We start from the raw sequence: 22,194 nt of genomic DNA on the forward strand, positions 1-22,194 counted from the left end.
CTTTGCGAACAAAGCTGATTCGAATTAGAAAATACTAAAAGCCTATCCTAAAATCTCAAAATGTAGATGTTCCCACGAGTGCTCCAACAATAAAGTTTGTTCGAAAATCCATAACTACTAATCCGTGGGAACTCCTACGTTTTATTACAAACTTATTGAATGATTGTAACCCGATTTTTTTAAGATTTTGGGACAAACTTTGAATTTTTTGGATAAATTATGAAAGATGTTTCTACGATTTCGTTTTTAAGAATTTTAAAAATTCTTCTAAAGCCTTTTTTCTATGGGAAACCGAATTTTTTTCCGCTTCTGGAACCTGAGAAAAAGGCTTCTGAAAAGGAGGATAAACAAAAATGGGATCATACCCGAAACCGTACATTCCAATTCTATCATATTCTTCCGAAATGATTCCTTCACATCTGCCTTCAAAACTTTGTTCGGTGGTTTCGTCTACGTAGGCGATAACACAAGTGTAATGCGCTCTACGGTCCGAGTTTTCTTTCATTTTTTCCAAAAGGAGAAGGGCACGATCCTCGTCTTTTAGCCCAGGACCTCCGAATCTCGCGGAATAAATTCCCGGTTCTCCTCCAAGCGCTGAGACACAGATTCCGGAATCGTCCGCGATCGAAGGAAGTTTCGTCAAACGAAACAATTCTCTCGCTTTAATGAGAGCATTTTCTGCAAATGTAGAACCGGTTTCTTCGGGGTTAAAAGAAATTCTCAGATCATTAGGAGTAAAGACCTGAATTCCTAACTCGGAAAGAATGAAACCGATTTCCTTTACTTTGTGCTGATTGTTTGTGGCAAGAACGATTCGTTTCAAAAAGAGATCAGCGATTCAGCTTAAATTCGTCGAACGCGTCTTCGATATTAGGAACTATTTTAAAAACCTTATCCAACATCGTGATCTCAAAAAGCTGCAAAAGATCCTCGTCATTGACTACAATGATGATATCACCTTCCGCACTTTTAAATTTCTTTTTATAAGAAACAATGATACCCAGCGCGGTAGAACAGATATGATTCACTTCCGTCAAATCGATGATAATCTTCGGACTTGGATCGAAATTGTGCTCACTTAAGTTTCGGTCCAGTTCTTCACTATCTGATTGAAGAATGGATCCTGCAATTTTTATGATATGAATATCGTCTTGTACGGTTATTTCCATAGGTGTCCCGTTACTTCTGTGGCTGTTTGAATTTTGTTTTTCAACAAAAAAACGAAATTTGAATCGGATTTTTAGTGCGTTTTTTGAGAATTCAGCTTTTTTCTATGTCCCTTTTGAAAGAAAAAATTTTCAATTTTTACAAAGTTTTACCTTCCCTACATTCTCATTTTATCAAATTTTAAATCTAAAAAGCCGAATTCTTTTCTGTCCCTCTGAAAAGACAAAAACGCTACAAATTTATCGTTCCTCAAAATAAAAGAGAAGAACTTTTCTGAAGTTTATGATTCGATCCTTTGAATCAATCGGAGTGTAATGATGGGAAAAAAGATTGGATATATAACGCTTGGGATTTTCCTTTTGTTCCTTCTACTCTATCGAGTGGGACAAGGACCCAGAGTTAAAATCCCGAAGGATCTAGAACCAGGAGAGGAATTTACCTTTCCAGGAGAGGAGAAAATAACAGAAGACACGCTCGCACTTTTAATTTCTTCCCTCAAAGAAAAACATCCCCAAGGTAGCGAAACAAAACGGGACGCACATCCGTTTGCCCACGGTTGTGTCAAAGCAAGTTTCATAATATCCTCTTCTATTCCCGAAGAATTCAAATTCGGAATATTCAATTCTTCTAAAACATATCCAGCTTGGATTCGTTTTTCAAACGGTTCCATTACGAAAAAACCGGATCTGGAAGGAGATATTCGAGGAATGGGAATCAAACTTTTGGAGGTTGACGGTCCTAAATTGGCAACAGACGAAAAACGAACCCAGGATTTTTTATTGATTAACCATCCTGTTCTGCCCGCAGGTGCACCCGACGAATATCTGGCCTTGTTTAAAGCGGCGTTCGTAAAACGACCAATGTCCTATTTTTTTGGGGGAATGCCTTGGAACTGGAAATTGACCGCCTTAAAAGAAGTCGTTTCCATTCGAAGAAAAAAAATTCCAGACGTTTTGGAAATTCGCTATTGGAGCACAACTCCGTACCGTTTGGGAAAAGACTCCAATGCAGTAAAATACTCAATAAAACCTTGCGAAACAAAAAACCTTGAGGTTCCGGAAAATCCCGCAGACGATTATCTGCGTCAAGTTATGATTTCTCATCTTAAAGAAAAATCCGCTTGTTTCGAATTTATGATTCAGAAACAGGAAAATCCGATTTCAATGCCAATCGAAGACCCAGCAGTTCACTGGAACGAAAACGATTCTCCGTTTGTCCCGGTTGCTAAGTTAGAAATTCCTATACAGGAGTTTGCAACACCAGAACGGGATCGTTTCTGTGAAAATCTTTCGTTGAATCCTTGGCATTCTTTACCGGAACATCGTCCCCTAGGAGGAATCAATCGTGTTAGAAAAGTTGCATATGAGGCAATTGCAAAGTATAGACACGAACAAAACGGAATAAAACAAATCGAGCCGATCGAATAATGCCGAATTTCCCATGCAAAACAATTCGAATTTATTCATAAAAAGAAAAAGGTACAATTTATAATATTAATTTTCCGACGTAAACGACATCGGTGTTAATCAGAGCCTGTCTTAAAAACCGGAATCTAGGAGCCTCGACGAGAACTTAACAGTTATAAAATATGCTCGCAAGCTCGTAAACTACCAAAGGGACGTAATTTATGGGAACTTCTATATTTTATTACGAACTTACTGAATCATTGTAACTGATTTCTTTTAAGGTTTTTAAGACAGGTTCTTAGTAGAAACTTCGGTTTATTTCTGTCTTTTAAGATGCAAGTCCAAATTTTTCCTGGCTTCCGTTCTCACTTTGTTTCGAAGGAAAGGAAGAAACCCCAAAAATAAACCCGGCAAGCCTAGAGCTTGCCTTGACCAACGATAAAATCCAAATCGATCTGTATGTTTTACAATCTTTCCGTCTTTACATACAAGCTCTGCTCGAATTACGTTATGCACCTTTTTGCCGGTTTTCGAAAAAGTATAGGTCGCTTCCCAAGTTACTTTTCCGGTATTTCCATCGGATTGAATTTCTCCGAATTTTAACTCTAAATCCTTTCCTCTTGCAACCAACATCTGCCACATTCCCCTGGCTTCAGTTGCATTGAGATCGGAAAAAACAGGATCGTTGAAAATTACAGAATCGGAATAGAGTAAACCCATTTTCGCGGCATCTTTTTTCTGAAAAGCTTCGTAAAATTCCTTGGTAACTTCAGCGGCAGATTTCATAGATTCTCCTTAATCTGTGTTGAATCGGTTTCGTATCCGATATATTTTTGAATTTTGTTAGTGAAATCGAGAGAAACTTTTTGTAAATTTCTTTTCGAAAAGATTCATTCTATGCCATTCGTTTTACGGAGGAATTTTCCCAGGGTCCCGTTTCATAAATTGAGAATTATTTTTAAATTGTTCAGTAGATTTTTCGAAAGCAACAATCCAATGTATATCCTTTTTCTTTTTATTCATAGGATTCGTTCTGAAATTTCTTTTTGTTTGTACTTTAATTTCCCTTGTTTCAACCGGTTTTTATTTTTCCAAAATTCAAAGAGAATGAGTCGTAGGTACTTAGAACCCGTCTCAAAACCTTAAAAAAATATCTCTAAACGATCCAGCAAGTTTCTAAAAAACGTGGGAGTTCCTACAGATTACTCACATTGGCGATTTTTCCTGTCGTTTAAGATTGTAGTAATTCCTACATTTTGAAGTTTTGAGACGGGCACTTATTTCAAACCATACCGTATAAATAAAGTTTTATAAGTTATTTCAAAATTTCAACTTTCTACCATAAAGAAAAAATTATAGAACTATCGTTGTAATTCTCGCGCGGTTTACTCACAAAGCCGATTTCGCTTGGATTTCCTTCGGATTCCACCTCATCACCGATATTCTTACCAACAATGTTCAACTTCTGAAATAAAAGATTTGCACTCTGAAGTCATTATCGATGCAGTATCACAATCTTATACTACAATAGGAAAAGCAACATGTTGAGTTCTTACTCCGATTCAAATAGATCTTGCCGATTCCTATCTCTTTGAAATTTTACGAAACATGAGATATTTATTTAAACTTTCGTGTCTTTTTATTTTTGGTTCTTGTACAGTAACTTCACACCCGTCCAACATAATAAAATTGGGAAAACCGTTTGACTTGCAAAACCTGAGCCAGACTTCAAAAGGCCCTATTCTTTTTCAGAAGATGATCGCCGCCGACTGGGCTGTGAAACGAAGCGGACTTATCAATTTAAAAGACCCGAAGGCGTCCGCTCTAAAATCCGGGGACGAACCCATCCAAATCTATTTTTATGCGATCGATCACCCCAAGTTTGGGAGATATTTAATCGATACTGGCATTTCAAAAGTTTTTCGGAAAGATCCGAAAGAATGGCCAATCTCTACGATCATTATGTCCTTAATGAACACCGAAGCTCTCAAGGTTCGGCTGACTACGGACGAATGGCTGAATAAAGATCCGAAAAAAGTCGAAGGTATTTTTCTGACTCATCTACATTTGGATCACATTTTAGGAAGTACAGACTTTAAACCTAACGTTCCTATGTATGTCGGTCCTAAAGAGGCGACCAATAAAAAGTTCCTCAATTTATTCGTTCAGATAACCACCAATCGACTATTAGGTGAAAACCCGACTCTTTACGAATTAAGTTTTCAAGAAAGTCAAGAAGCCTCCCCTTTTCGTACCCTTGATTTTTTCGGAGATCAATCTTTATTGATTTTTCATATGGAAGGCCATACTAAAGGAAGTCTTGCATTTTTAGTCCAAAGTGCATCAGGATATCAGCTTGTTTTGGGAGATTCTTGTCATACGAGTTGGGGATGGGAGAATAACGTGACTCCGGGAGATTTTACGGAAGATCAGGAAAAGAACAGGATAAGTTTGGACTTTTTAAAAAATCTGGTTTCAAAGTTTCCGGAAATTCAAGTACATCCGGGACACCAAAGTATAATAGTAAATTCTAATTAAGGGATCTTGAATGATTCAAAAAATTCTTTTGGAAAAAAATTATGAAAGAAATCGACCGTTCTAAACCAGTTCTCGTCACGGGAGGCGGAGGCTATATAGCTTCTTGGATCATTCAATATCTGCTCGAAGACGGAATTCCAGTTCGAGCTACTGTAAGGGATAAGTCGGATTCTAAAAAGATATCTCATCTTCTCAAACTTTCTGAACGTTTTCCCGGAAAATTGGAACTTTACGAAGCAGATCTTTTAAAAGAAGGGTCCTTTTTAAGCGCGATTCAAGAGAAAGGCGGAGTGGAATTGATTCTTCATACCGCGTCTCCTTTTTTTATAGACAAAATTAAAGATCCTCAAAAGGAACTCGTAGAACCTGCGGTTTTTGGAACCAAGAATGTCCTTGAATCCGCAAATGTGAGTCCTTCCGTCAAAAGGATCGTTTTAACTTCGAGTGTGGCGGCAGTCATGGGAGATAACGTAGAAGTTCTTTCCATTCCGAATCATCGTATTTCCGAAGAGAATTGGAATACGACGAGCAGTTTAACTCATCAGCCATATCCCTATTCCAAAACACTTGCGGAAAAAGAAGCATGGAAAATCGCGGGTACTCAATCTAAATGGGATCTCATTACGATCAATCCTTCGTTTGTGATGGGACCTTCCGTTTCGGATAGAACGGATGGAACAAGTGTAAACTTTATGCTTTCTATGATTAACGGAAAATATGCTCCCGGAGTTCCGGATATAATGATCGGGTTTGTGGATGTTCGAGACGTAGCAAAGGCTCATATACTCGCGGGTTTTACTCCCTCAGCAAAAGGACGTCACATCGTTTCGGCCATTGCGTTGAAATTTTTGGACGTTGCAAAAATGATTCGAGAAAAATATGGAAATCGTTTTCCGACTCCCAAAATCTCTCTTCCTAAATTCCTAACTTATCTGATTGGTCCTTTTTTCGGGTTATCGTGGCCGTATATTTCGCGTAATGTTGGATTTTCCTTTGAAATCGATCATTCTTACAGTAAAAAGGATTTGGGTCTTAATTATAGACCAATATCAGAAACTTTCGCGGAACACATAGAACAAATTCTCTCTTCTAAGATGCTTTAGTTTCGCAATTTTTGGATAACAGAGAATTTAAGTTCCGAAATCTTTCTAAATTACAAAATCTGCTTTTAAAAGTCTCAAATCGAAAGACAGATTTTTTTACGGAAACGCCAGGATCAACAAGCATCCCCACCCGTTAAAAACATGGATTGTAAGCGATTGTTTTTGATTCTTGTAAATTCGTTTACGTACCCATCGTAGCCATTGTGGTGAAAAATAAGAATCGGAACTCCGTTTTCATCCAGATCGAAAGCATCTAAAAAGTAATATTGTCCGCCATAAATTGTCTGTTCGCCGATAAGAATATCAAATTTTTCGAATATTATTTTTCCTAATTCCCCGTTTTTGAATTCGCGAATCGCCACATAATAAGATTTTTCTTCAGATCCAATCTTAATCGCATATCGAATAAACAGAAAATCATTTGTCGGAGTTTTAATCGTGTAAAAGTCTCCCCGCCTTAAGAATTTCAGTTCGGACTGTTGAAGATGTTTTTTCTTAAAAATGGATTTTGTAGAAATATCCAATAATTGGGAAATTTTTTCGGAAGGGTTGTACAGATCCGATCGAACTTTGTCTCCGATTTTGGAGCCGAAAATCGCAAAAACGGAATTCCGAAGAGTATTTATTTTTTTGAATGCAGCTAAACTCCCTTTAACAACTCTAACTTCCTGACAACCGATAGCCTCTTTTGCTTCGGGGGAAAATTCTCCGGCGATATCCGTTCTTTCATAGGCAAAAGCTTTTTCTTTTGTTTGAAGTATTCTCTTTTCAAGAAAGTGCGCTTCTACCAAATGATCGTTTGCGGAAAGCCATTGGCCTTGAATCCGAATCGCTAAAGAACGGAACCAGGAACCTTCCGTATTGGAAGATACGGAACCGAAAAGTTTTGCGTTTTCAAGATCTTCCGGTTTCGTTTTACTTAAAAATTCCGAAGATACAAAACCCTTAGAACCAGACTTAGCGATTACTTCCTGCCATTCCATCAATTGAGAATCTTCTTTGACTGTTACGGATTCTCCTCTTTCTAATTGAAAAATCACTTTTCCGTCCATCGGTTTTTCCCTTACGTTCAACTTTCCTTCCAAAGTAAGAACATATCTTGTATATTGTTTCTCTTCGGCTTGGAGTAAACCGGAGTTGAAACCAAGAAGAATGAAGACAAACCAAATCGGCCCGGGGGTTCGCATTTGGATGAGAGTTCGGATCTTTTCCATGTTCGTTATTTTCTCATATTGGATTTTAAAGATACGATTGGACAAATGAGGGTTTCCTGCTTTTTTATTCAAAGTCCTTTTATCCCGTTTTACTCCGATTTTATTCTCTCCAAAATTAGAATTGCTTCACTTTAATATTTAAATTGTTTAAAACGAAGAAAAATTCTTACGACCTGTCCTAAAATTCAGATTTACTACTATAAGAAAAACTCAAAACTACAATTTTCATCTTAAATACTGCAATTTATGGGAGAATATTTTATGTGCTATGAAATGCAGTTCGATTTTATTTTAAATTTCAAGGAAAAATTTATAGAAGACTTAAATTTATAAAATTACTTTTTCGAAAAATTGATTAGAAAATCAACATCCCTCCGACAGTGTTGGTTAAATAGGAAAATTAAAAATTAGTTATGAATCAAAGAAAGTTAATTATTCTTTTCGTGGTTATTTTCGGAATTTCTACAAATTACTTTGGAGATACCTTACCGACAATGGAAGAACAGTCAAAAGCATTTCAATTTAATCAACAAGGTATTACCTTACTGAGCAAGGGAGATTTTATCCAAGCACGTTCCTTTTTCGAAAAAGCTTCGAAGTTACACCCCCAATATCCTGAATATGCGAATAATATCGGAGTTACTTACTTGAATGAAGGTAAATTAGATCAAGCAATCATTTATTTTACGCAATCGATCGAAAAAAATCCCTCCTATGCAAGAGCTTTTTACAATCTCGGTGTCGTTCATCAAAAGCAGCAAAACAATGAAAAAGCTCTTCAAAACTATCTAAAGACAGTTAATATAGATAACTCTATTACAGAAGCATATTTTAATTTAGGAATTATTTATACTCGTATGGGAAATAAAAAGCAAGCGATTGAAAGTTATCAGAAATTTATTGATACCGCACCAGCCGAATACGATAAGCCTAAAAAAGATGCAAAATATAAAATTGAAGAATTAAAAAAGGAATGAGCAGACGGAAATGAAAGCACCGCAAATAACAACTCCGTTTTAGTTGTAGAGGACAGATCAGATAAACAAAGGCATACAACACTTTAGTCGAATGGATTATGAGGAGATTTCGTCGGGTGATTCAAAATGAATTGTACGTGATCTCGTTAATAGCCTGCCTCAAGATCTTACGAATATGGGAACTCCTATGGAAATTTTAGCAGTGAAAAAAACTGTTTGAAAACCTAAATCTGTGGGAACCTCCCGGGCGTTTTGTTACGAACTTACTGAATCATTGTAATTGATTTCTCTTAAGGTTTTGGGACAGACTCTTAAGCTTATATAAACTATTTTACTTAAAAAATTTTTTCACTTCGATAAAATTCCCGCTAGATCAAGTCCGTTTTTATTCTTTCCAAAAACCGTATTCGAGCTCAGTTCCAATTGTAAAATCAGTTCGATTCTTCAAGAAGATCGCTCCGAAACGGTTACTCTTCTAATTCCGAGAACATCTGGCTTCGTTTTTCCGAAAAAGATTTGAAACTTCTTCCAAAAAAAAATCTCAATTTTTGAAAACGTATGGGAAGTTTCTTTCCGCTTCAAAACGTCTCGATAAAAAAGCTGGATGAACCTTGTTCCGAGAAATAGAAAGATGATACGAATCAACGTTCGGGTGAACTCTACAAGCTGGGCTTTTTTAAAAACTTTTTGCTATAGGCCACGGCATATCCCGCTGTTATCTTTTCAATTATCTCCTGCAGCTAGAGGGTTCTATTGCGGACACGATGAATCGGGGAGTTCCCGCTAATCTCACAATTATATTCTTAACTTATGAGATGCCCCCGTTTTTAGTACCAGTGTAAAGTGTCAAAATCCACTTAAGCAGAGCGTCTTAAATATTCCTCCGGAGTAAGTCCCCCAAGAGAACTATGTGGCCTTTCAGAATTATAGAAATTTCTCCAATCCTCGACAAGGCGCTGTGCTTCTTCAATATTCTTAAACCAATTTTCATTTAAACATTCGTTTCGCATTTTTCCGTTAAAGCTCTCGATGAAGGCATTCTCAGTAGGCTTACCCGGCGTAATAAAATGAATATCGACTCCTTTTTCAAAAGCCCATCGTAAAAAAGCTTTTGATGTGAATTCGGGACCGTTATCCACAACGATTTGTTTTGGCAGGCTACGGACTTCAGATACTTCATTCAAAATTCTTACTAATCGTTCCGAAGTGATTGAGAATTCCACCTGCGTTGCCACGGCGAATCGTCCAAAGTCATCGATGATATTCAATATTCTGAATTTTCTTCCCGAGTAGAGTGAATCCGACATGAAATCCATCGACCACCTTTCCTCCGGTTTCTTAGGAACAATCTTTGGAATCGCAGGTAACGATACTCTCTTTCGTTTCGGTTTGATTCGGTATTTTAAGCCCAATGCTGAATACAAGCGATAGATTCGTTTATGGTTTACTCGTTCTTCTTGCCGAATAAAATCATGAATCTGTCTGTATCCCGCCCTTTTATGCTTATACGCTAAAGTGAGAATTCGATCCTTCAATTCCATGTTTTTGTCCTGAAGCCTGGAACGATGTCGAAAGCCGGTTCTGGAGATTTGCAAAAGACGGCAGGATTTCCGTTCTCCAAGCCGCGTTTTGATTAACAGGAGCGCCTCTCGTTTCTGCTCACGGCTCACCACTTTTTTTCGAGTAACATCTTGATCGCTTCATTTTCTAAAGCTAACTCTGCATACAGTTTCTTTAGCCTACTGTTTTCTTCCTCTAAAGTCTTCATCCGTTTTAGATCGTTTAGTTCTAACCCGCCGTATTTCGAACGCCAACGGTAAAAAGTGTTACCACTGATTCCGTATTTACGACAAAGTTCAGGAGTCGATATCCCTGATTCAGATTCCTTTAGAATCTTATGAATTTGATCTTCACTGAAACGTTTTTTCATGTTTTCCTCCAAAATTTTATGTTCTTGAGAGGATTTCAAACATTCTAAATGGTTCTAAATTCGGGGGCTAGGTCACTTAGACTTGCTAAAAAGCGAATCGCACAAAGACTCCACTGTAAATCGGAAATTTACTTTCACACTTTGGAATATAAAGATTAGTTTACTTCTTAAAAGTAGGATATTTCTTATTTATACTTTAAAACTAAGTGCAAAACTTTCGAAGAATCTGCCAAGAAGTCTTTAGAATATTCTTCTATTCACGATATCATAGAATTATTGTAGCGTTTTTATCTTTAAAAGTTTTGGCTCAATTTCAGAATCGTCCATAATATTATGGGAAATTCTATGATGGAAAATGTGTTAAACCAAACAGTTACACTCAACAATGGGCTTTCAATGCCCATCTTAGGACTTGGAGTTTGGAAAACCAAATCCGGTAAAGAATGCAGGGAGGCAGTTTTAAACGCTTTAGAAGCGGGTTATCGCCATATCGATACTGCGAAAATTTATTCCAACGAAGAAGACGTAGGTAAAGCGATCCGAGAAAGTGGAATTTCAAGAAAAGAAATTTTCATCACTACAAAACTTTGGAATGCGGATCAAGGGTCAGATAAAACAAGAAAAGCTCTTGAAACCAGTCTCGAAAAACTAGGAATTGATCAAGTAGATCTTTATCTCATTCATTTTCCGGTAACTTCACAAAGAATGGATTCTTGGAAAGAATTGGAAAAAGCGTATCACGATAAACTCTGTAAATCAATCGGAGTTAGTAATTACACGATTTCTCATCTTACAGAGTTATTAAAAAATTCCCAGATCACTCCCGTAGTCAATCAGGTGGAATTTCATCCTTTTTTAAACCAGGTCGATCTATTCGAATATTGTAAAAAACATAAGATTCAACTTGAGGCTTATAGTCCTCTCGCTCACGGACAAAAAGTCGAAGATCCGAAGATCTCAGAAATCGCCAAAAAATACGACAAAACATCGGCGCAGATTTTGATCCGTTGGGCAATTGAACAAAAGATTGTGGTGATCCCAAAATCCACAAAAAAAGAAAGAATTATTGAAAACTCAAAAGTTTTCGACTTTAAGATTTCTGAAGAAGATATGAAAATTCTGAATTCTTTGGATGAAAATTTCAGAACCTGTTGGGATCCTTCCGAAGTCATTTAGAGGCCTAAGCTTACTTCATATACAAGAACAAAGTTTTTTATTAATGATTCGAAAACTGTATGAAAAGTCTGCCCAAAATCTTCGGATGCGGGGACTCCTTCGGAATTTAACAACAAAAAAAGTTGTTTGAAAACCCATAAACTTATTCAAGAAGACGTAACCTGTGGAAACTCCAGTGATTTGTTACAAACTTGTTGAATGATTATAGCCGATTTATTTTAAGACTTTGGAATGGGCTCCAAACTCATCTAAAAAATCTCAAATGGTACATCATGAATATATAAGTTATTTTTGATTACGTTCTATATATTCGCTCTAAGCATCAATCGTTTGACCAGCATCGTCGCATAAGCACCAGAAGGGAGTTGAAAGGATATTTTCACTTTCCTTTTTCCTGGATGCAAATCGTCTTCTTCGAAATCCGTCATTTGAAAGTTTTCCGGAATCACCTTCATTTTCCGTTCGAAGGAATTCATTTTAATACCCGGAAAAGGAGAATGGTCGAATATTGTTTCATCCAATCCGTTCGAATTGAGAATTCTTCTTAAAACGTTTATTTCTTTTTTAGAATATTCTAATTTATAAATTCCGGATTCTCCTGGAACCGAAAGATTTCGAAAAGGTGACAAGGATTCGATGGATGATTTTTCGGGGAAAAATAAGAATCCCGTCTTAGTTTTGATCCGAACACCGAAACATCCTTCTGAGATCAAAAGCTCGGATACAAACTCGTTCCAGATTAAGGATTGCATTGATGAGATTAACATCAGCAGTTCTTCTTCAGGAAACTGAAGAATCAAAGCAGAATACATTTTTTGAGTCGGGCTCTTTTCGCGATTTAGACTGAAAAAAATTTTATTTTCCAGTTTGTTGTTAGACCATTTTTTACATTGAGACCAGTTTCCCCAAGCGGCCTGAATTTTTTTCTTTCGATCCCGAGCTTGTTTTTTTTCTCCCGCATAGGGATCGGTCAAAATCAATTTTAGGCAAGCTTCAGCATCTCCTTTCAAATACGGGAAAATGGGGAGTCTAAACTCCAGATGAAATCGGCTAAACCTTTGCGAATCGTAGTAATTGATGAAACCATTGTTACCGATCTTTTCAAAATTGTTCCGAACCGATTCAATTTCCTTTTCGGGCAAATTTCTAAGAATAAGAACGAAACGATTGCCCGCATTTGCTTCTGGACTCAAAGATTTTTCGCTAAAGCCGATCTTTTCCAATTGCAAAACGTTTGCAAGTTCCTTGGGAACTTTCAAAGGCTTTTGACAACTTAAATATTGAGAAGTGGTCGCGTGCCGATCTTTCTTGCCTGCATATCCGATCTCGGAAATGGAAATCTTAGATTCCTTGGAAATTTTCAAGAGAGCATCTAGTGTATTCCAACCGGATTTATGAAGTCGGAAGATCATCCATTTTCCAGATTTTTGTATAAAACCGGGACGAAGAATTTCTTCGACCCTAAAATCTCCCGGATTCTGTTTCAAATCATAAACTAAAAACCCACTAAATGGATAACTTCCCACAGTTCCAAAATATGGAAACTTCTCACAATAACAATCTTGAATTAAAAAATTCATTGACTATAAAACACGTTTTAAAGTAATAGTTTAAATTCAAAGTATTTATGGGAACCCACTATAAAGGAAGTAATCGAGAAACGGCGGTCCTGAATGCATTTATCAAGCTTAGCCGTTGTTCCGACTCAATTCGCCAATTGGAAGAGAAAGTTTTTTCGAAATACGGATTGACGACGGGGCAATTTGGTTGTTTGGAAACGCTTATCCATTTAGGTCCGATGTGCCAAAAGGAAATTGGACAAAAATTATTCTCCTGCGAAGGAAACATCACTCAAATTATAGATAATCTCGAAAAGAGAAAGCTCGTTCAAAGAATCCGGAACAAAGAAGACAGACGTTATATCATCATTCACCTAACCCCCAAAGGACGAAAGCTCGTACAGGAAGCGTTTCCTGATCTTTTGGTTTCTCTCGTTCATAAATTCGATTCTTTATCGGAAAATCAACTTTTAGATCTTGGTGATTATTGTAAGGAAATCGGATTGAAGGCGGTATGAACTTTTTCTTTCAGATCTATACTTTGAATATAAACGATTTAACATCGAAATATAGTTCTAATATCATAAAAGGGAAGTCCACACATTTTAACAAATTCATTGGAAAATTCAGGCGAGTAAAAAAACCGTTTTCAATGCTGTAAATTGAAGTCATTCACTATTAAAAAATAATGGATGAACATTTTGGAATCATTTAGGAGGAAACAAATGCTTCAAAAATTTTTTAAAACAGATTCAGATCTTGGATCTCTAATTCTCAGAGTAGTTGCAGGAGTTGTAATGTTCCCGCACGGAGCACAAAAACTTTTAGGCTGGTTCGGCGGTTTTGGTTTTACTGGAACCATGGGCTATTTCGTTGGGTTAGGAATTCCTTCACCGATCGCATTTCTCATAATCATCGGGGAATCGCTGGGAGCACTTGGACTGATCTTTGGTTTTCTTACAAGATTATCCGCATTCGGAATCGGAATCATTATGATAGCGGCAGCCATAATTCATTCGCCATACGGATTTTTTATGAACTGGTTCGGGAATCAACAAGGAGAAGGGTATGAATTCCACCTTCTTTGCATTGCAATTTCTGCAGTTCTTTTTATCAAAGGCGGCGGAAAAGCTTCCGTAGATTCTCTAATCGAAAAGAAACTTAAATAAAGATCCAAATTTTTCGGAAATCCGCGGAAAACAAATCCACGGCTTTCCGAAAATATTTGAATTTTAGAATATTTTAATTACTTTTTGTTTTTTGCTCTTGGGGTGGATTTATTTTTACGGGCTCCGGTTGTAGTAATTGCGGCATTTTTTACCTTACCGAAAAGACCTATAACGCCCCATTTCTTTTCGAATTTAAAGTTAAATATTTCCTTCTCTTTCGGAGGCACAAAGGACATCGCTCTTTCCGTAAGAGCCGTGATCGTTAGACTCGGATTCACACCCAAATTAGCTGGAATCATGGAACCATCACAAATCCTAAGATTCTGATAGCCATAAACCTTGTTTTGAAGATCAATTACACCTGTCTCGGAAGTCTCTCCTATATTACATCCCCCTAATATATGCGCGGTAGCGGGAATATCCAACAAAGCTTCGTTGATACTACTTCTTGCGATCCCTCCCGAGATTTTAGCCAGTCTTCTCGCAAACTCGTTTGCAATCGGGATATAGGTAGGAATTTTTTCTCCGCTTTCCTGAGTGGAAGAAAGTGTTCTCTTGAACGGCCAGATCCATCTTCTCTTACGAACAATCTCGATACTATTGTCCACGGTTTGCATTACAAGAAGAATGATTGTCCTTCTTGCAAACCCGATAGGGTTTAACAGACTGATACTATGAATCGGATGTTTTAGTACTTCAATCAAAAATCGAAGTTGCCTCGGAATACTCTCCCCCCCGTCCACGAGAACCCCCGCAGCTAAACTGTTCATCGCGTCGGCCCCGTCCGAATAACGAACTGGTTCTATGTGAGTATGTTCATCTGGAAAAACGCTGGAAGTGATCGCAATTCCGTGGGATAGATCCGCTTTCTTGTCTTTGAGTGTTACTCCGATTAGCGATTCACTGTTGGTTCTAACGACTTGTCCCAGCTGTTTGGAAAGTTTAGGAAGAATTCCCTCCTCTTTCATCTTTAAAAGAAGACCCAAGGTCCCTAAAACCCCAGCGGAAAGAACGACGGATTTCACTCTATAAATTTTTTTGGGATAACCAAAAAAAGAAGTCGTTCTCTCAGTATAAACTTCATAACCTTCCGAACCATCTTCACCTAACGGTACCAACTTGGAAACTTTCGTTTCCGGAAGAACAACTGCCCCCGCTTTCTCTGCAAAATAAAGATAATTCTTATCAAGAGTATTTTTTGCGTTATAACGACAACCGACCATACAACCACCACAATCGTTACAGGAATTTCTCTCCGGCCCCTCTCCTCCGAAAAAAGGATCGATGCCACTTTTACCGAAGTGAACCCCTACCGGAGTTTTGTTAAACGTATTCTCGATTCCGAAAGTTTTTGCGGTTTCCTGCATATACCGATCCGATTCCCAAGTCTTTGGATTTTCCACGACACCCAACATCCTCTTCGCAAGTTCGTAGAAAGGAAGGATTCCTTTTTTTCCTCCCATCTTTTGGACGATCGCTTTTTTCCAAAATGGTTCGGGAGGAACATACAACGTATTTGCGTAAACAAGACTTCCACCGCCCACTCCCGCGCCGCTCAAAACCATTACGTCGTTTAGAAAGTTGATTCTCTGAATTCCAAAGCAGAAAAGTTTCGGAAACCAAAGGAACTTACGTAAATTCCAGTTGGTTTTAGGGAATTCGGAGCTGTTCCATCGTTTGCCTGATTCTAAAACGGCCACCTTATATCCTTTTTGCGAAAGCCGAAGCGCAGAGACACTTCCTCCAAAACCTGAGCCGACTACGATATAATCGTAATCATAAAGAATTTCTTTCCTTTTTAAAGTCGAATCTAAACTCATTTGCAGTCCAGTCCTATCGAAGTTTTTCAGTGGCTTAAAGTCTTTTATTTCCCATAAATGGAAAGCCAAAATTCTTCGAATCGATTTTTTCAAAGTAAAATAGAGTTATCTTCAAACCGAAAAGAACGTTTGATCTCAATTTTTAACTTTTGTTCTTCTTTCAGCTTGATGAATTCCTTTCAAATCTTTAGAATTGAAGAATGAATACGAAAGTCGTTCATTCCGAGCTAGAATTCAAGTTTTACACCTCTCTAGACGGTCATGAATCTTATCTATTGTACAAAGAAGAAGGTGATATCTGGAATCTGGTTTCAACTTATGTTCCCTCCGAACTTCGCGGTAAAGGTCTTGCCGCAGATCTTGTACAAACCGCCTTGGATAAGGCTCGTTCCTTAAATAAAAAAATCATTCCGAGTTGTCCGTACGTCGTAACTTTTTTGAATAGGCATCCGAATTATGACGATTTGGTCGTAAGATGATACATCATATCGCGATTGGTTCTCCAAATATAAACATTCTCGAAAAATTTTACGAATCCCTTCCCGGCTTGAAAAAAATAAAAGAGAATAAAAATCCGGATCAGTCTCTTCGTTCGGTTTGGTTTCGGGCGAGTGATACGATTTTGATGATCGAAATCGATACGAGCACAAAAGGCCCCAAGGCTTTGATTTTTTCTACTTCTTGTTTAAAGTCTGCGGATTTGAAAAATCTTCCAGAATGGATTCAAGAAACCGAATATACAAAATACTTTAAGGATCCAGACGGCAATCTTCTGGGTTATTCTTCCTATCCGAATCCTTGGCCGTTTTAAACGGAATTGAGAATTCCGCGAGCTGCAATATAAGACGTGGTCCACGCGCTCTGAAAGTTGAACCCTCCCGTAACTCCATCCACGTCCAAAACCTCTCCGGCAAAATAAATTCCAGGAACAACCTTACTTTCCATAGTTTTAAAATTCACCTCCTTACGATTGACTCCTCCACAGGTCACAAACTCTTCCTTAAATTCCCCTTTTCCTGAGATCTTAAATCTTGCATCTGTAAGCTCTTCGGTGATTTCATGTAAATCTTTAGAGGATAAGCCGGACCACTTTTTGGATGAATCTATAGAATGAATTTTTAATATTCTTTCCCAATATCTTCTCGGAATTCCTAAAACGGGAGTGTTGGAAATGAATTTGGAGGGATGAAGTTCTTTTTCCTTTTCGATCCTTTTTCGAACCTCGTCCTTTTTCATTCCAGGAACGAAGTCGACTCTTAGAGTTGTTTCGTATTCTTTGTTAAATAATTCCCTTGCACCTTTTGCGGAAAGTTTTAAGATTGCAGGCCCACTGGCTCCCCAATGTGTGATAAGCAAAGGACCGAGTTGAGAATAACCGAATTCGGCAAGAGAACACTCCGTTTTCTCAAAGGTAAGTCCCGACAGATCTTCGAGACGGGGATCGACGATTTTAAATGTAAACAAAGAAGGAACCGGATCCGATATAGTATGTCCCAGTGCCTGGAGCCAATTCCAAGCTTTTCTTCCGGAACCAGTCGCAAATAATATTTTATTAAATTCTAATGTATCTTCGCTTTTAAGTTTGATTTGAAATTTAGAATCGGTGATCGGTTTTACAGAATGAATCTCCATTCCTACTTTCAGTTTCACCCCAGTCTTTTTTGCCTCTTGCATCAATGCTTGAAGTACTGTTTCTGAAGAATCGGTGATCGGAAACATTCTTCCGTCGGTTTCGGCTTTTAATAGGACTCCCCGTTGTTCGTACCATCGGATCGTGTCCCTAGGCCCGAAAATTTCAAAAGCCCAACGGAGTTCTCTTTCACCTCTAGGATAATTTTTACTCAAGATTTCCGGATCAAAACAATGATTTGTAACGTTACATCTTCCTCCTCCGGAAATTTTCACCTTGGAAAGAAATTGTTTTCCTTTTTCCAGAAGAGTAACCTCGCAATTCCCTTCGGAAGCAATTTGAATCGCTCCAAAAAATCCCGCAGCCCCTCCTCCTATGACTGCAATCTTCGGTCGTTCTTTCGATTCAAAACTCATAATCGGAAATCCTTGGCCCGATTTTTATAAGAACTCATTCCTTCCATACAAAAATGAACTTCCGATTTTGCACTCTGTATTTATCTAAAAACCTTGAGCGCAATCAATCGTCCCTCTCAAAACCTCAAAAATTGTAAGACCCCTATTATGTTTAACGTTGAAAAGATAATTTAAAAACCTATAAACTCACTAAAAATCTGCGGGAACTTACCGCGCATCAAGAGACCAACGTATAATAGTATTATTGTCTTGAACTTTGAAACATGACGTTCCCACATTTTGTTTTTACGAAAAAACGAATTCTCGTTACAATAAATCTGCGGCTATAATCATTGTGCAGATTCGTAAAAAACATATGACCGCAAAACGGTGGTTTTATATAGAAATTTGACTTTAGAATTGTTATTTTAGAATTTTACAAAGACGCCCACAAAATGGCTAAAAGAAATCTATCGATTTACAAAGGAAAGCTGAAAGGATTTAAAACAAAATTATTCTACCTCAAAGTCTGATTCAGAATCCACAAGAAATTCTTCTCTGGAATAAATAAGTTCCATCACATCATCCATCCAGTCCGGAGTTCCATGATTTGGGTCCCCAAAAGGATCATTAGCTCTATATTGTCTCATGATTTCGTTGTGTTTTTGAAACTGTTCTCTTGTGTTTGTGTTCATATTCAAATTGTCGGTTTAAAAAACCGTTTTATAACAGATTTTAGAAAATAATTAATAATTTCTTTCCTAAAAAGTACAACTAAAAAATCACCTAATTTTAAAATATTCTAAACTCTAATTAGAATCTATCATTGCAAAAATTCGAAAATATTATACAAAAGAGGAGTTCTAAAACCGTAGAACCCCTCTCCAAGATTATTTTAGAATAACTCGTTTCCCTTAAAAAAGAAGGAAACTTCAAGAGCTGCGTTTTCATCAGAATCGGAACCGTGTACTGCATTCGCTTCCTTACTTTCCGCATACAGAGCACGAATCGTTCCAGCAGCCGCTTCTTTCGGATCGGTTGCTCCGATCACTTCTCTCCAATGAAGAACAGCGTTGTCTCTTTCTAGAGCAGCGGCAACGATCGGACCGGAAGACATGTAGTTACATAAGTCGTTGTAAAACGGACGCGCGGAGTGTACTTTATAAAATTGTTTAGCATCTTCAAGAGATAGCTTGAGATACTTTAAACCTAGGATCTTAAATCCTTCTTTTTCGATCCTTGCAAGAATATTTCCGACGTGTTTGTTTTTTACTCCGTCGGGTTTGATCATGATAAACGTTTTGGACATTTTTTTTCCTTATTGAGAGAGTTTTTTAAGTAATGCTTTGCTGACAATTTCAGGAACCTGATTGCTAACATCTCTTCCATGTCTTGCGACTTCCTTGACGATTGTTGAAGAGATAAAAGAATACTCGCTGGAAGACATTAGAAAAACGGTTTCCACATTCGGAGCCAATTTTTTATTCATTAAAGAAATGGCATATTCATAGTCGAAATCGGTAACCGCTCTAAGTCCTCGAATAATACTGTTCGCTCCGACTTTATTGCAATAATCCACGGTGAGACCTTGAAAAGTATCAATCTCCAAACCCTTCAATCCTTGGGTGACTTTATGGATAAATTCAAGTCTTTCCTCAATTGAGAACAAAGTAGACTTGTTAGAATTAACCGCAATGGCAATGATCACCTTATCGAAAAGTCCTAAGGACCTTTGAAGGATATCCAAATGTCCGTTCGTTAACGGATCAAAGGAACCAGGATAAATCGCCAAATGTTTCATTTTTTACGAAGCCTAGCCGTTTCTTGTGCGGGTAAACCATAGATATTGATAAACCCTTCCGCGTCTTTTTGGTTATATAATTCCTCTTTTTCAAAGGTTGCCATCTTGGGATTGTACAGAGAAACGGAAGATTTTCTACCTACAATTGAACAAGTTCCCTTGTAGAGTTTTACTTTTACGGTGCCGGTTACGTATCTCTGAGTTTCAGTAATAAAAGCTCGAACTGCTTTCATTCTTGAGGAAAACCAGTGGCCATTATAGATAAGTTCGGCGAATTCGATGGAAAGTTTATCTTTATGATGTTGTGTGTCCCGATCAATCGTGATCGATTCCAAATCCCTGTGAGTTAAAAATAACACAGTTCCGCCCGGAGTCTCATAAACGCCCCTGGACTTGATTCCCACAAGACGATTTTCGACGATGTCCACTCTACCCACTCCGTGTTTGCCCGCGATCGTGTTGAGGGTCTCCATCACTTCGTAAGGATTCAATTTTTTACCGTTGATCGCGACACAATTTCCTTCCTGGAAATCAAGTTCCAAATATTCGGGGGCATCGGGAGCTTTTTCGGGAGAAGTTGTCAAAAGAAACATTTTTTCATCCGGTTCTCTATAAGGATCTTCTAATATTCCACCTTCGTAAGAAATATGCATAAGATTTCTATCCATAGAATACGGCTTTTCCACGGTAATGGAAACCGGAATCCCTTTGGACTTTGCATACTCAATCAGATCCGATCTGCCGCCGAAATTCCAGATTCTCCAAGGCGCAATGATTGTTTTTTCGGGAGCTAACGATTTAACGCCAAGTTCGAAACGAACCTGATCGTTTCCTTTACCGGTCGCACCGTGAGCGAAGGCGTCAGCACCTTCCTTTTCAGCGACTTCCACCATCGCCTTCGCGATAAGAGGCCGGGCAAGGGAAGTTCCGAGAAGATAACGCATTTCATAAAGTGCATTCCCTTGAATGGCAGGAAAAATAAAATCTCGAGCGAATTCCAAACGAAGGTCTTGTATATAAACTTTGGAAGCTCCGGTTTTAATTCCCTTTTCTTCCAAACCGGAAAGTTCTTCTTTTTGACCCACATCCGCAGTAAAAGCGATTACTTCGCAGCTATATGTTTCTTTCAACCAGGTAAGAATTACCGACGTATCCAAACCGCCGGAATAAGCGAGGACGATTTTTTTAACAGGTTTACTTTGCGCCATTCTGAGAACACTGAAAATCGATCCAGGTCTGTGGACAACCGGATTTTCCCGATTCTGAAACAGGGTTTTAGAGAATTATAATGGCGTTTCGATCCATTCTTTGATTTTACGAAGAATGAGAATCATCGCATATGTATCAAGTTTGCAGTATTCGATAAGATTTTTTTCGATCTCCGATTTTTCGAATTCCGTCATAAATTCCGTTTTTATCCTCAAAAATTCGAAGTTCGCCATTTGACCCGATTGGATTCCAAGATCTTTATAATCTCGACCTGTAATTACGGGAAGAATGGTTTTTAACGATGTACTTCCTTTCTGATCGGGATGATAATAATCGTATTCCCAAAAAGGTTTCGAAAGATCGACGAAATACTCTTGGATTGATTGGAGCCAGGGTTTGAATTCGGAAAAAACCGCCGCAGATTCCTCCAGACATCTTCTTTCAAACTTATCATTGTAGCATAGAATGGTCCCTCCGGGTAAAATCCATTCTTGCAATTTTTCTAATATTTTTTTCCTAGGGTCTTCAATTCCGTCATCGATATAATAAAAGCTTTCGGGTTCTTCAAAAAGATCCTCCCGTATAACGTGCAACGAAAACAAAAATGGAACGTGCTGAAACGGGTGGGAGTCCGGATAAATCGGAATCGGAGGATTGATAGATTCGAAATCCAAAAAATAAATCGGATAATGAAGTTTTTCAAAAAATTCGGTAAAAACCTTTCGATTCGTAAACGGAGTTCCCGTTTTCATCACTTGAATCTGAGTTTTTTGACGAGGAGTCAGGCCTTCTGTTTGTTGAATATCTTTCAGGTTCAGAATCCCTTGTTTGTAAAATCTTATTGATTCTTCTTTTCCCTCACGAAGAGTGAAAATGTCTCCCGGAACGTTAGGAGTCAAACAGGTTTCCGGATACAAACAGTTTCTCGGATGAGAACACAGATTACTCGCAAAACGAGAAGGAAGATTTTTTCTAGAAAGAAGGTCGTATAAAGAACGGGCGATTTCTATCGTTTCTTTTTCTTTGAGCATGATCTCGTCTGTGACGTCCTTACGCACAAAAAAAGAATCGGCTTGGATCCCGTCTTGAAAGTGAAACTT

At 38.0% G+C, this 22,194-nt stretch carries 22 protein-coding genes and 1 pseudogene (1 of these 23 running past the window's edge); 10 read left to right on the forward strand and 13 right to left on the reverse strand.

Features of this window, described 5'->3' with window-relative positions; translation table 11 throughout:
- Positions 1–232: 232 nt before the first annotated feature.
- Together rdgB and LEP1GSC190_RS16745 are read right to left on the reverse strand one after the other, a co-directional pair.
- Positions 233–823: an RdgB/HAM1 family non-canonical purine NTP pyrophosphatase gene (gene rdgB, locus LEP1GSC190_RS16740; protein WP_002746004.1), complete on the reverse strand. Its 591-nt coding sequence runs from the start codon at positions 821–823 to the stop codon at positions 233–235.
- 7 nt (positions 824–830) lie between these two features.
- On the reverse strand, positions 831–1,169 hold the full coding sequence (locus LEP1GSC190_RS16745) for an STAS domain-containing protein (protein WP_002745976.1): 339 nt from the start codon (positions 1,167–1,169) through the stop codon (positions 831–833).
- 315 nt (positions 1,170–1,484) lie between these two features.
- Here LEP1GSC190_RS16745 and LEP1GSC190_RS16755 point away from each other — a divergent pair, with 315 nt between their 5' ends.
- Positions 1,485–2,594, forward strand: a complete 1,110-nt coding sequence (locus LEP1GSC190_RS16755) for a catalase family protein (RefSeq protein WP_002746147.1) — start codon at positions 1,485–1,487, stop codon at positions 2,592–2,594.
- 294 nt (positions 2,595–2,888) lie between these two features.
- Here the strand turns inward: LEP1GSC190_RS16755 and LEP1GSC190_RS16760 are convergent, their stop codons facing one another.
- The gene (locus LEP1GSC190_RS16760; RefSeq protein ID WP_002746020.1) at positions 2,889–3,359 is read right to left on the reverse strand and encodes a nuclear transport factor 2 family protein; all 471 of its coding nucleotides are present in this window, start codon (positions 3,357–3,359) and stop codon (positions 2,889–2,891) included.
- Positions 3,360–4,181: 822 nt separating this feature from the next.
- Here LEP1GSC190_RS16760 and LEP1GSC190_RS16765 point away from each other — a divergent pair.
- Together LEP1GSC190_RS16765 and LEP1GSC190_RS16770 are read left to right on the forward strand one after the other, a co-directional pair.
- Positions 4,182–5,111, forward strand: coding sequence for an MBL fold metallo-hydrolase (locus tag LEP1GSC190_RS16765; protein WP_237578324.1), 930 nt, complete (start codon positions 4,182–4,184; stop codon positions 5,109–5,111).
- Between the two features lie 41 nt (positions 5,112–5,152).
- Entirely contained in the window at positions 5,153–6,214 is a 1,062-nt protein-coding gene (locus LEP1GSC190_RS16770) for an NAD-dependent epimerase/dehydratase family protein (RefSeq protein WP_002746138.1), read from the forward strand.
- 113 nt (positions 6,215–6,327) lie between these two features.
- Here LEP1GSC190_RS16770 and LEP1GSC190_RS16775 read toward each other — a convergent pair whose 3' ends face one another.
- Entirely contained in the window at positions 6,328–7,428 is a 1,101-nt protein-coding gene (locus tag LEP1GSC190_RS16775; protein WP_002746069.1) for an SH3 domain-containing protein, read from the reverse strand.
- A 413-nt stretch (positions 7,429–7,841) separates the two neighbouring features.
- Between LEP1GSC190_RS16775 and LEP1GSC190_RS16785 the strand changes: the two genes are divergently transcribed.
- Complete coding sequence (locus LEP1GSC190_RS16785; RefSeq protein ID WP_002746152.1) at positions 7,842–8,405, forward strand: tetratricopeptide repeat protein; 564 nt, start codon at positions 7,842–7,844, stop codon at positions 8,403–8,405.
- A gap of 361 nt (positions 8,406–8,766) precedes the next feature.
- Positions 8,767–9,187, forward strand: a pseudogene (locus LEP1GSC190_RS16790) (DUF1564 family protein); the annotation flags it as partial.
- Between the two features lie 75 nt (positions 9,188–9,262).
- Here LEP1GSC190_RS16790 and LEP1GSC190_RS16795 read toward each other — a convergent pair.
- Positions 9,263–10,335, reverse strand: a protein-coding gene (locus tag LEP1GSC190_RS16795) for an IS3 family transposase (RefSeq protein ID WP_420844300.1) whose coding sequence is annotated in 2 segments (ribosomal slippage) — positions 9,263–10,098 and positions 10,098–10,335 — 1,074 coding nt in all. Because the reading frame shifts where the segments join, the coding sequence is not laid out codon by codon here.
- Positions 10,336–10,683: 348 nt separating this feature from the next.
- Between LEP1GSC190_RS16795 and LEP1GSC190_RS16805 the strand changes: the two genes are divergently transcribed.
- On the forward strand, positions 10,684–11,511 hold the full coding sequence (locus LEP1GSC190_RS16805) for an aldo/keto reductase (protein ID WP_051019769.1): 828 nt from the start codon (positions 10,684–10,686) through the stop codon (positions 11,509–11,511).
- 302 nt (positions 11,512–11,813) lie between these two features.
- Here the strand turns inward: LEP1GSC190_RS16805 and truD are convergent, their stop codons facing one another.
- Positions 11,814–13,091 carry a tRNA pseudouridine(13) synthase TruD gene (gene truD / locus LEP1GSC190_RS16810; protein WP_002749049.1) on the reverse strand — a complete coding sequence of 426 codons (1,278 nt, stop codon included), beginning with the start codon at positions 13,089–13,091 and terminating at the stop codon, positions 11,814–11,816.
- A gap of 47 nt (positions 13,092–13,138) precedes the next feature.
- Between truD and LEP1GSC190_RS16815 the strand changes: the two genes are divergently transcribed.
- Together LEP1GSC190_RS16815 and LEP1GSC190_RS16820 are read left to right on the forward strand one after the other, a co-directional pair.
- Complete coding sequence (locus LEP1GSC190_RS16815; RefSeq protein ID WP_002749033.1) at positions 13,139–13,588, forward strand: MarR family winged helix-turn-helix transcriptional regulator; 450 nt, start codon at positions 13,139–13,141, stop codon at positions 13,586–13,588.
- Positions 13,589–13,795: 207 nt separating this feature from the next.
- Positions 13,796–14,239, forward strand: coding sequence for a DoxX family protein (locus LEP1GSC190_RS16820; protein WP_002749023.1), 444 nt, complete (start codon positions 13,796–13,798; stop codon positions 14,237–14,239).
- Positions 14,240–14,316: 77 nt separating this feature from the next.
- Here the strand turns inward: LEP1GSC190_RS16820 and LEP1GSC190_RS16825 are convergent, their stop codons facing one another.
- Entirely contained in the window at positions 14,317–16,059 is a 1,743-nt protein-coding gene (locus LEP1GSC190_RS16825; RefSeq protein WP_002748997.1) for a GMC oxidoreductase, read from the reverse strand.
- Between the two features lie 200 nt (positions 16,060–16,259).
- On the opposite strand from LEP1GSC190_RS16825, the gene LEP1GSC190_RS16830 reads away from it, so the two are divergent.
- On the forward strand, positions 16,260–16,538 hold the full coding sequence (locus tag LEP1GSC190_RS16830; RefSeq protein ID WP_004282378.1) for a GNAT family N-acetyltransferase: 279 nt from the start codon (positions 16,260–16,262) through the stop codon (positions 16,536–16,538).
- Positions 16,535–16,870 (forward strand): VOC family protein, encoded by a 336-nt coding sequence (locus tag LEP1GSC190_RS16835; protein WP_002749001.1) that lies wholly within the window; start codon positions 16,535–16,537, stop codon positions 16,868–16,870. Before LEP1GSC190_RS16830 ends, LEP1GSC190_RS16835 begins: the two co-directional genes overlap by 4 nt.
- On the opposite strand, the gene LEP1GSC190_RS16840 is transcribed toward LEP1GSC190_RS16835, so the two are convergent.
- The 6 genes from LEP1GSC190_RS16840 to LEP1GSC190_RS16865 form a co-directional block, all read right to left on the reverse strand.
- Entirely contained in the window at positions 16,867–18,105 is a 1,239-nt protein-coding gene (locus LEP1GSC190_RS16840) for a BaiN/RdsA family NAD(P)/FAD-dependent oxidoreductase (protein ID WP_002749045.1), read from the reverse strand. The two genes, LEP1GSC190_RS16835 and LEP1GSC190_RS16840, sit on opposite strands and share 4 nt — an antisense overlap.
- 491 nt (positions 18,106–18,596) lie before the next feature.
- Entirely contained in the window at positions 18,597–18,779 is a 183-nt protein-coding gene (locus LEP1GSC190_RS16845) for a hypothetical protein (RefSeq protein WP_002749037.1), read from the reverse strand.
- A 200-nt stretch (positions 18,780–18,979) separates the two neighbouring features.
- Complete coding sequence (locus LEP1GSC190_RS16850; RefSeq protein WP_002619657.1) at positions 18,980–19,393, reverse strand: nucleoside-diphosphate kinase; 414 nt, start codon at positions 19,391–19,393, stop codon at positions 18,980–18,982.
- Positions 19,394–19,402: 9 nt separating this feature from the next.
- Positions 19,403–19,885, reverse strand: coding sequence for a pantetheine-phosphate adenylyltransferase (gene coaD, locus LEP1GSC190_RS16855; protein ID WP_002749024.1), 483 nt, complete (start codon positions 19,883–19,885; stop codon positions 19,403–19,405).
- Entirely contained in the window at positions 19,882–21,093 is a 1,212-nt protein-coding gene (locus tag LEP1GSC190_RS16860; protein ID WP_002749022.1) for an argininosuccinate synthase, read from the reverse strand. Before LEP1GSC190_RS16860 ends, coaD begins: the two co-directional genes overlap by 4 nt.
- Positions 21,094–21,168: 75 nt before the next feature.
- Positions 21,169–22,194: the 3' portion of a DUF2779 domain-containing protein gene (locus LEP1GSC190_RS16865; protein WP_338034146.1), read on the reverse strand. Its footprint extends 231 nt past the window's final position; the window shows 1,026 of its 1,257 coding nt (coding positions 232–1,257); its start codon lies beyond the right edge, outside the window — the gene reads right to left on this strand; its stop codon occupies positions 21,169–21,171.

It is taken from the genome of Leptospira mayottensis 200901116, from assembly GCF_000306675.2.
GTDB classification, from domain to species: Bacteria; Spirochaetota; Leptospiria; order Leptospirales; family Leptospiraceae; genus Leptospira; species Leptospira mayottensis.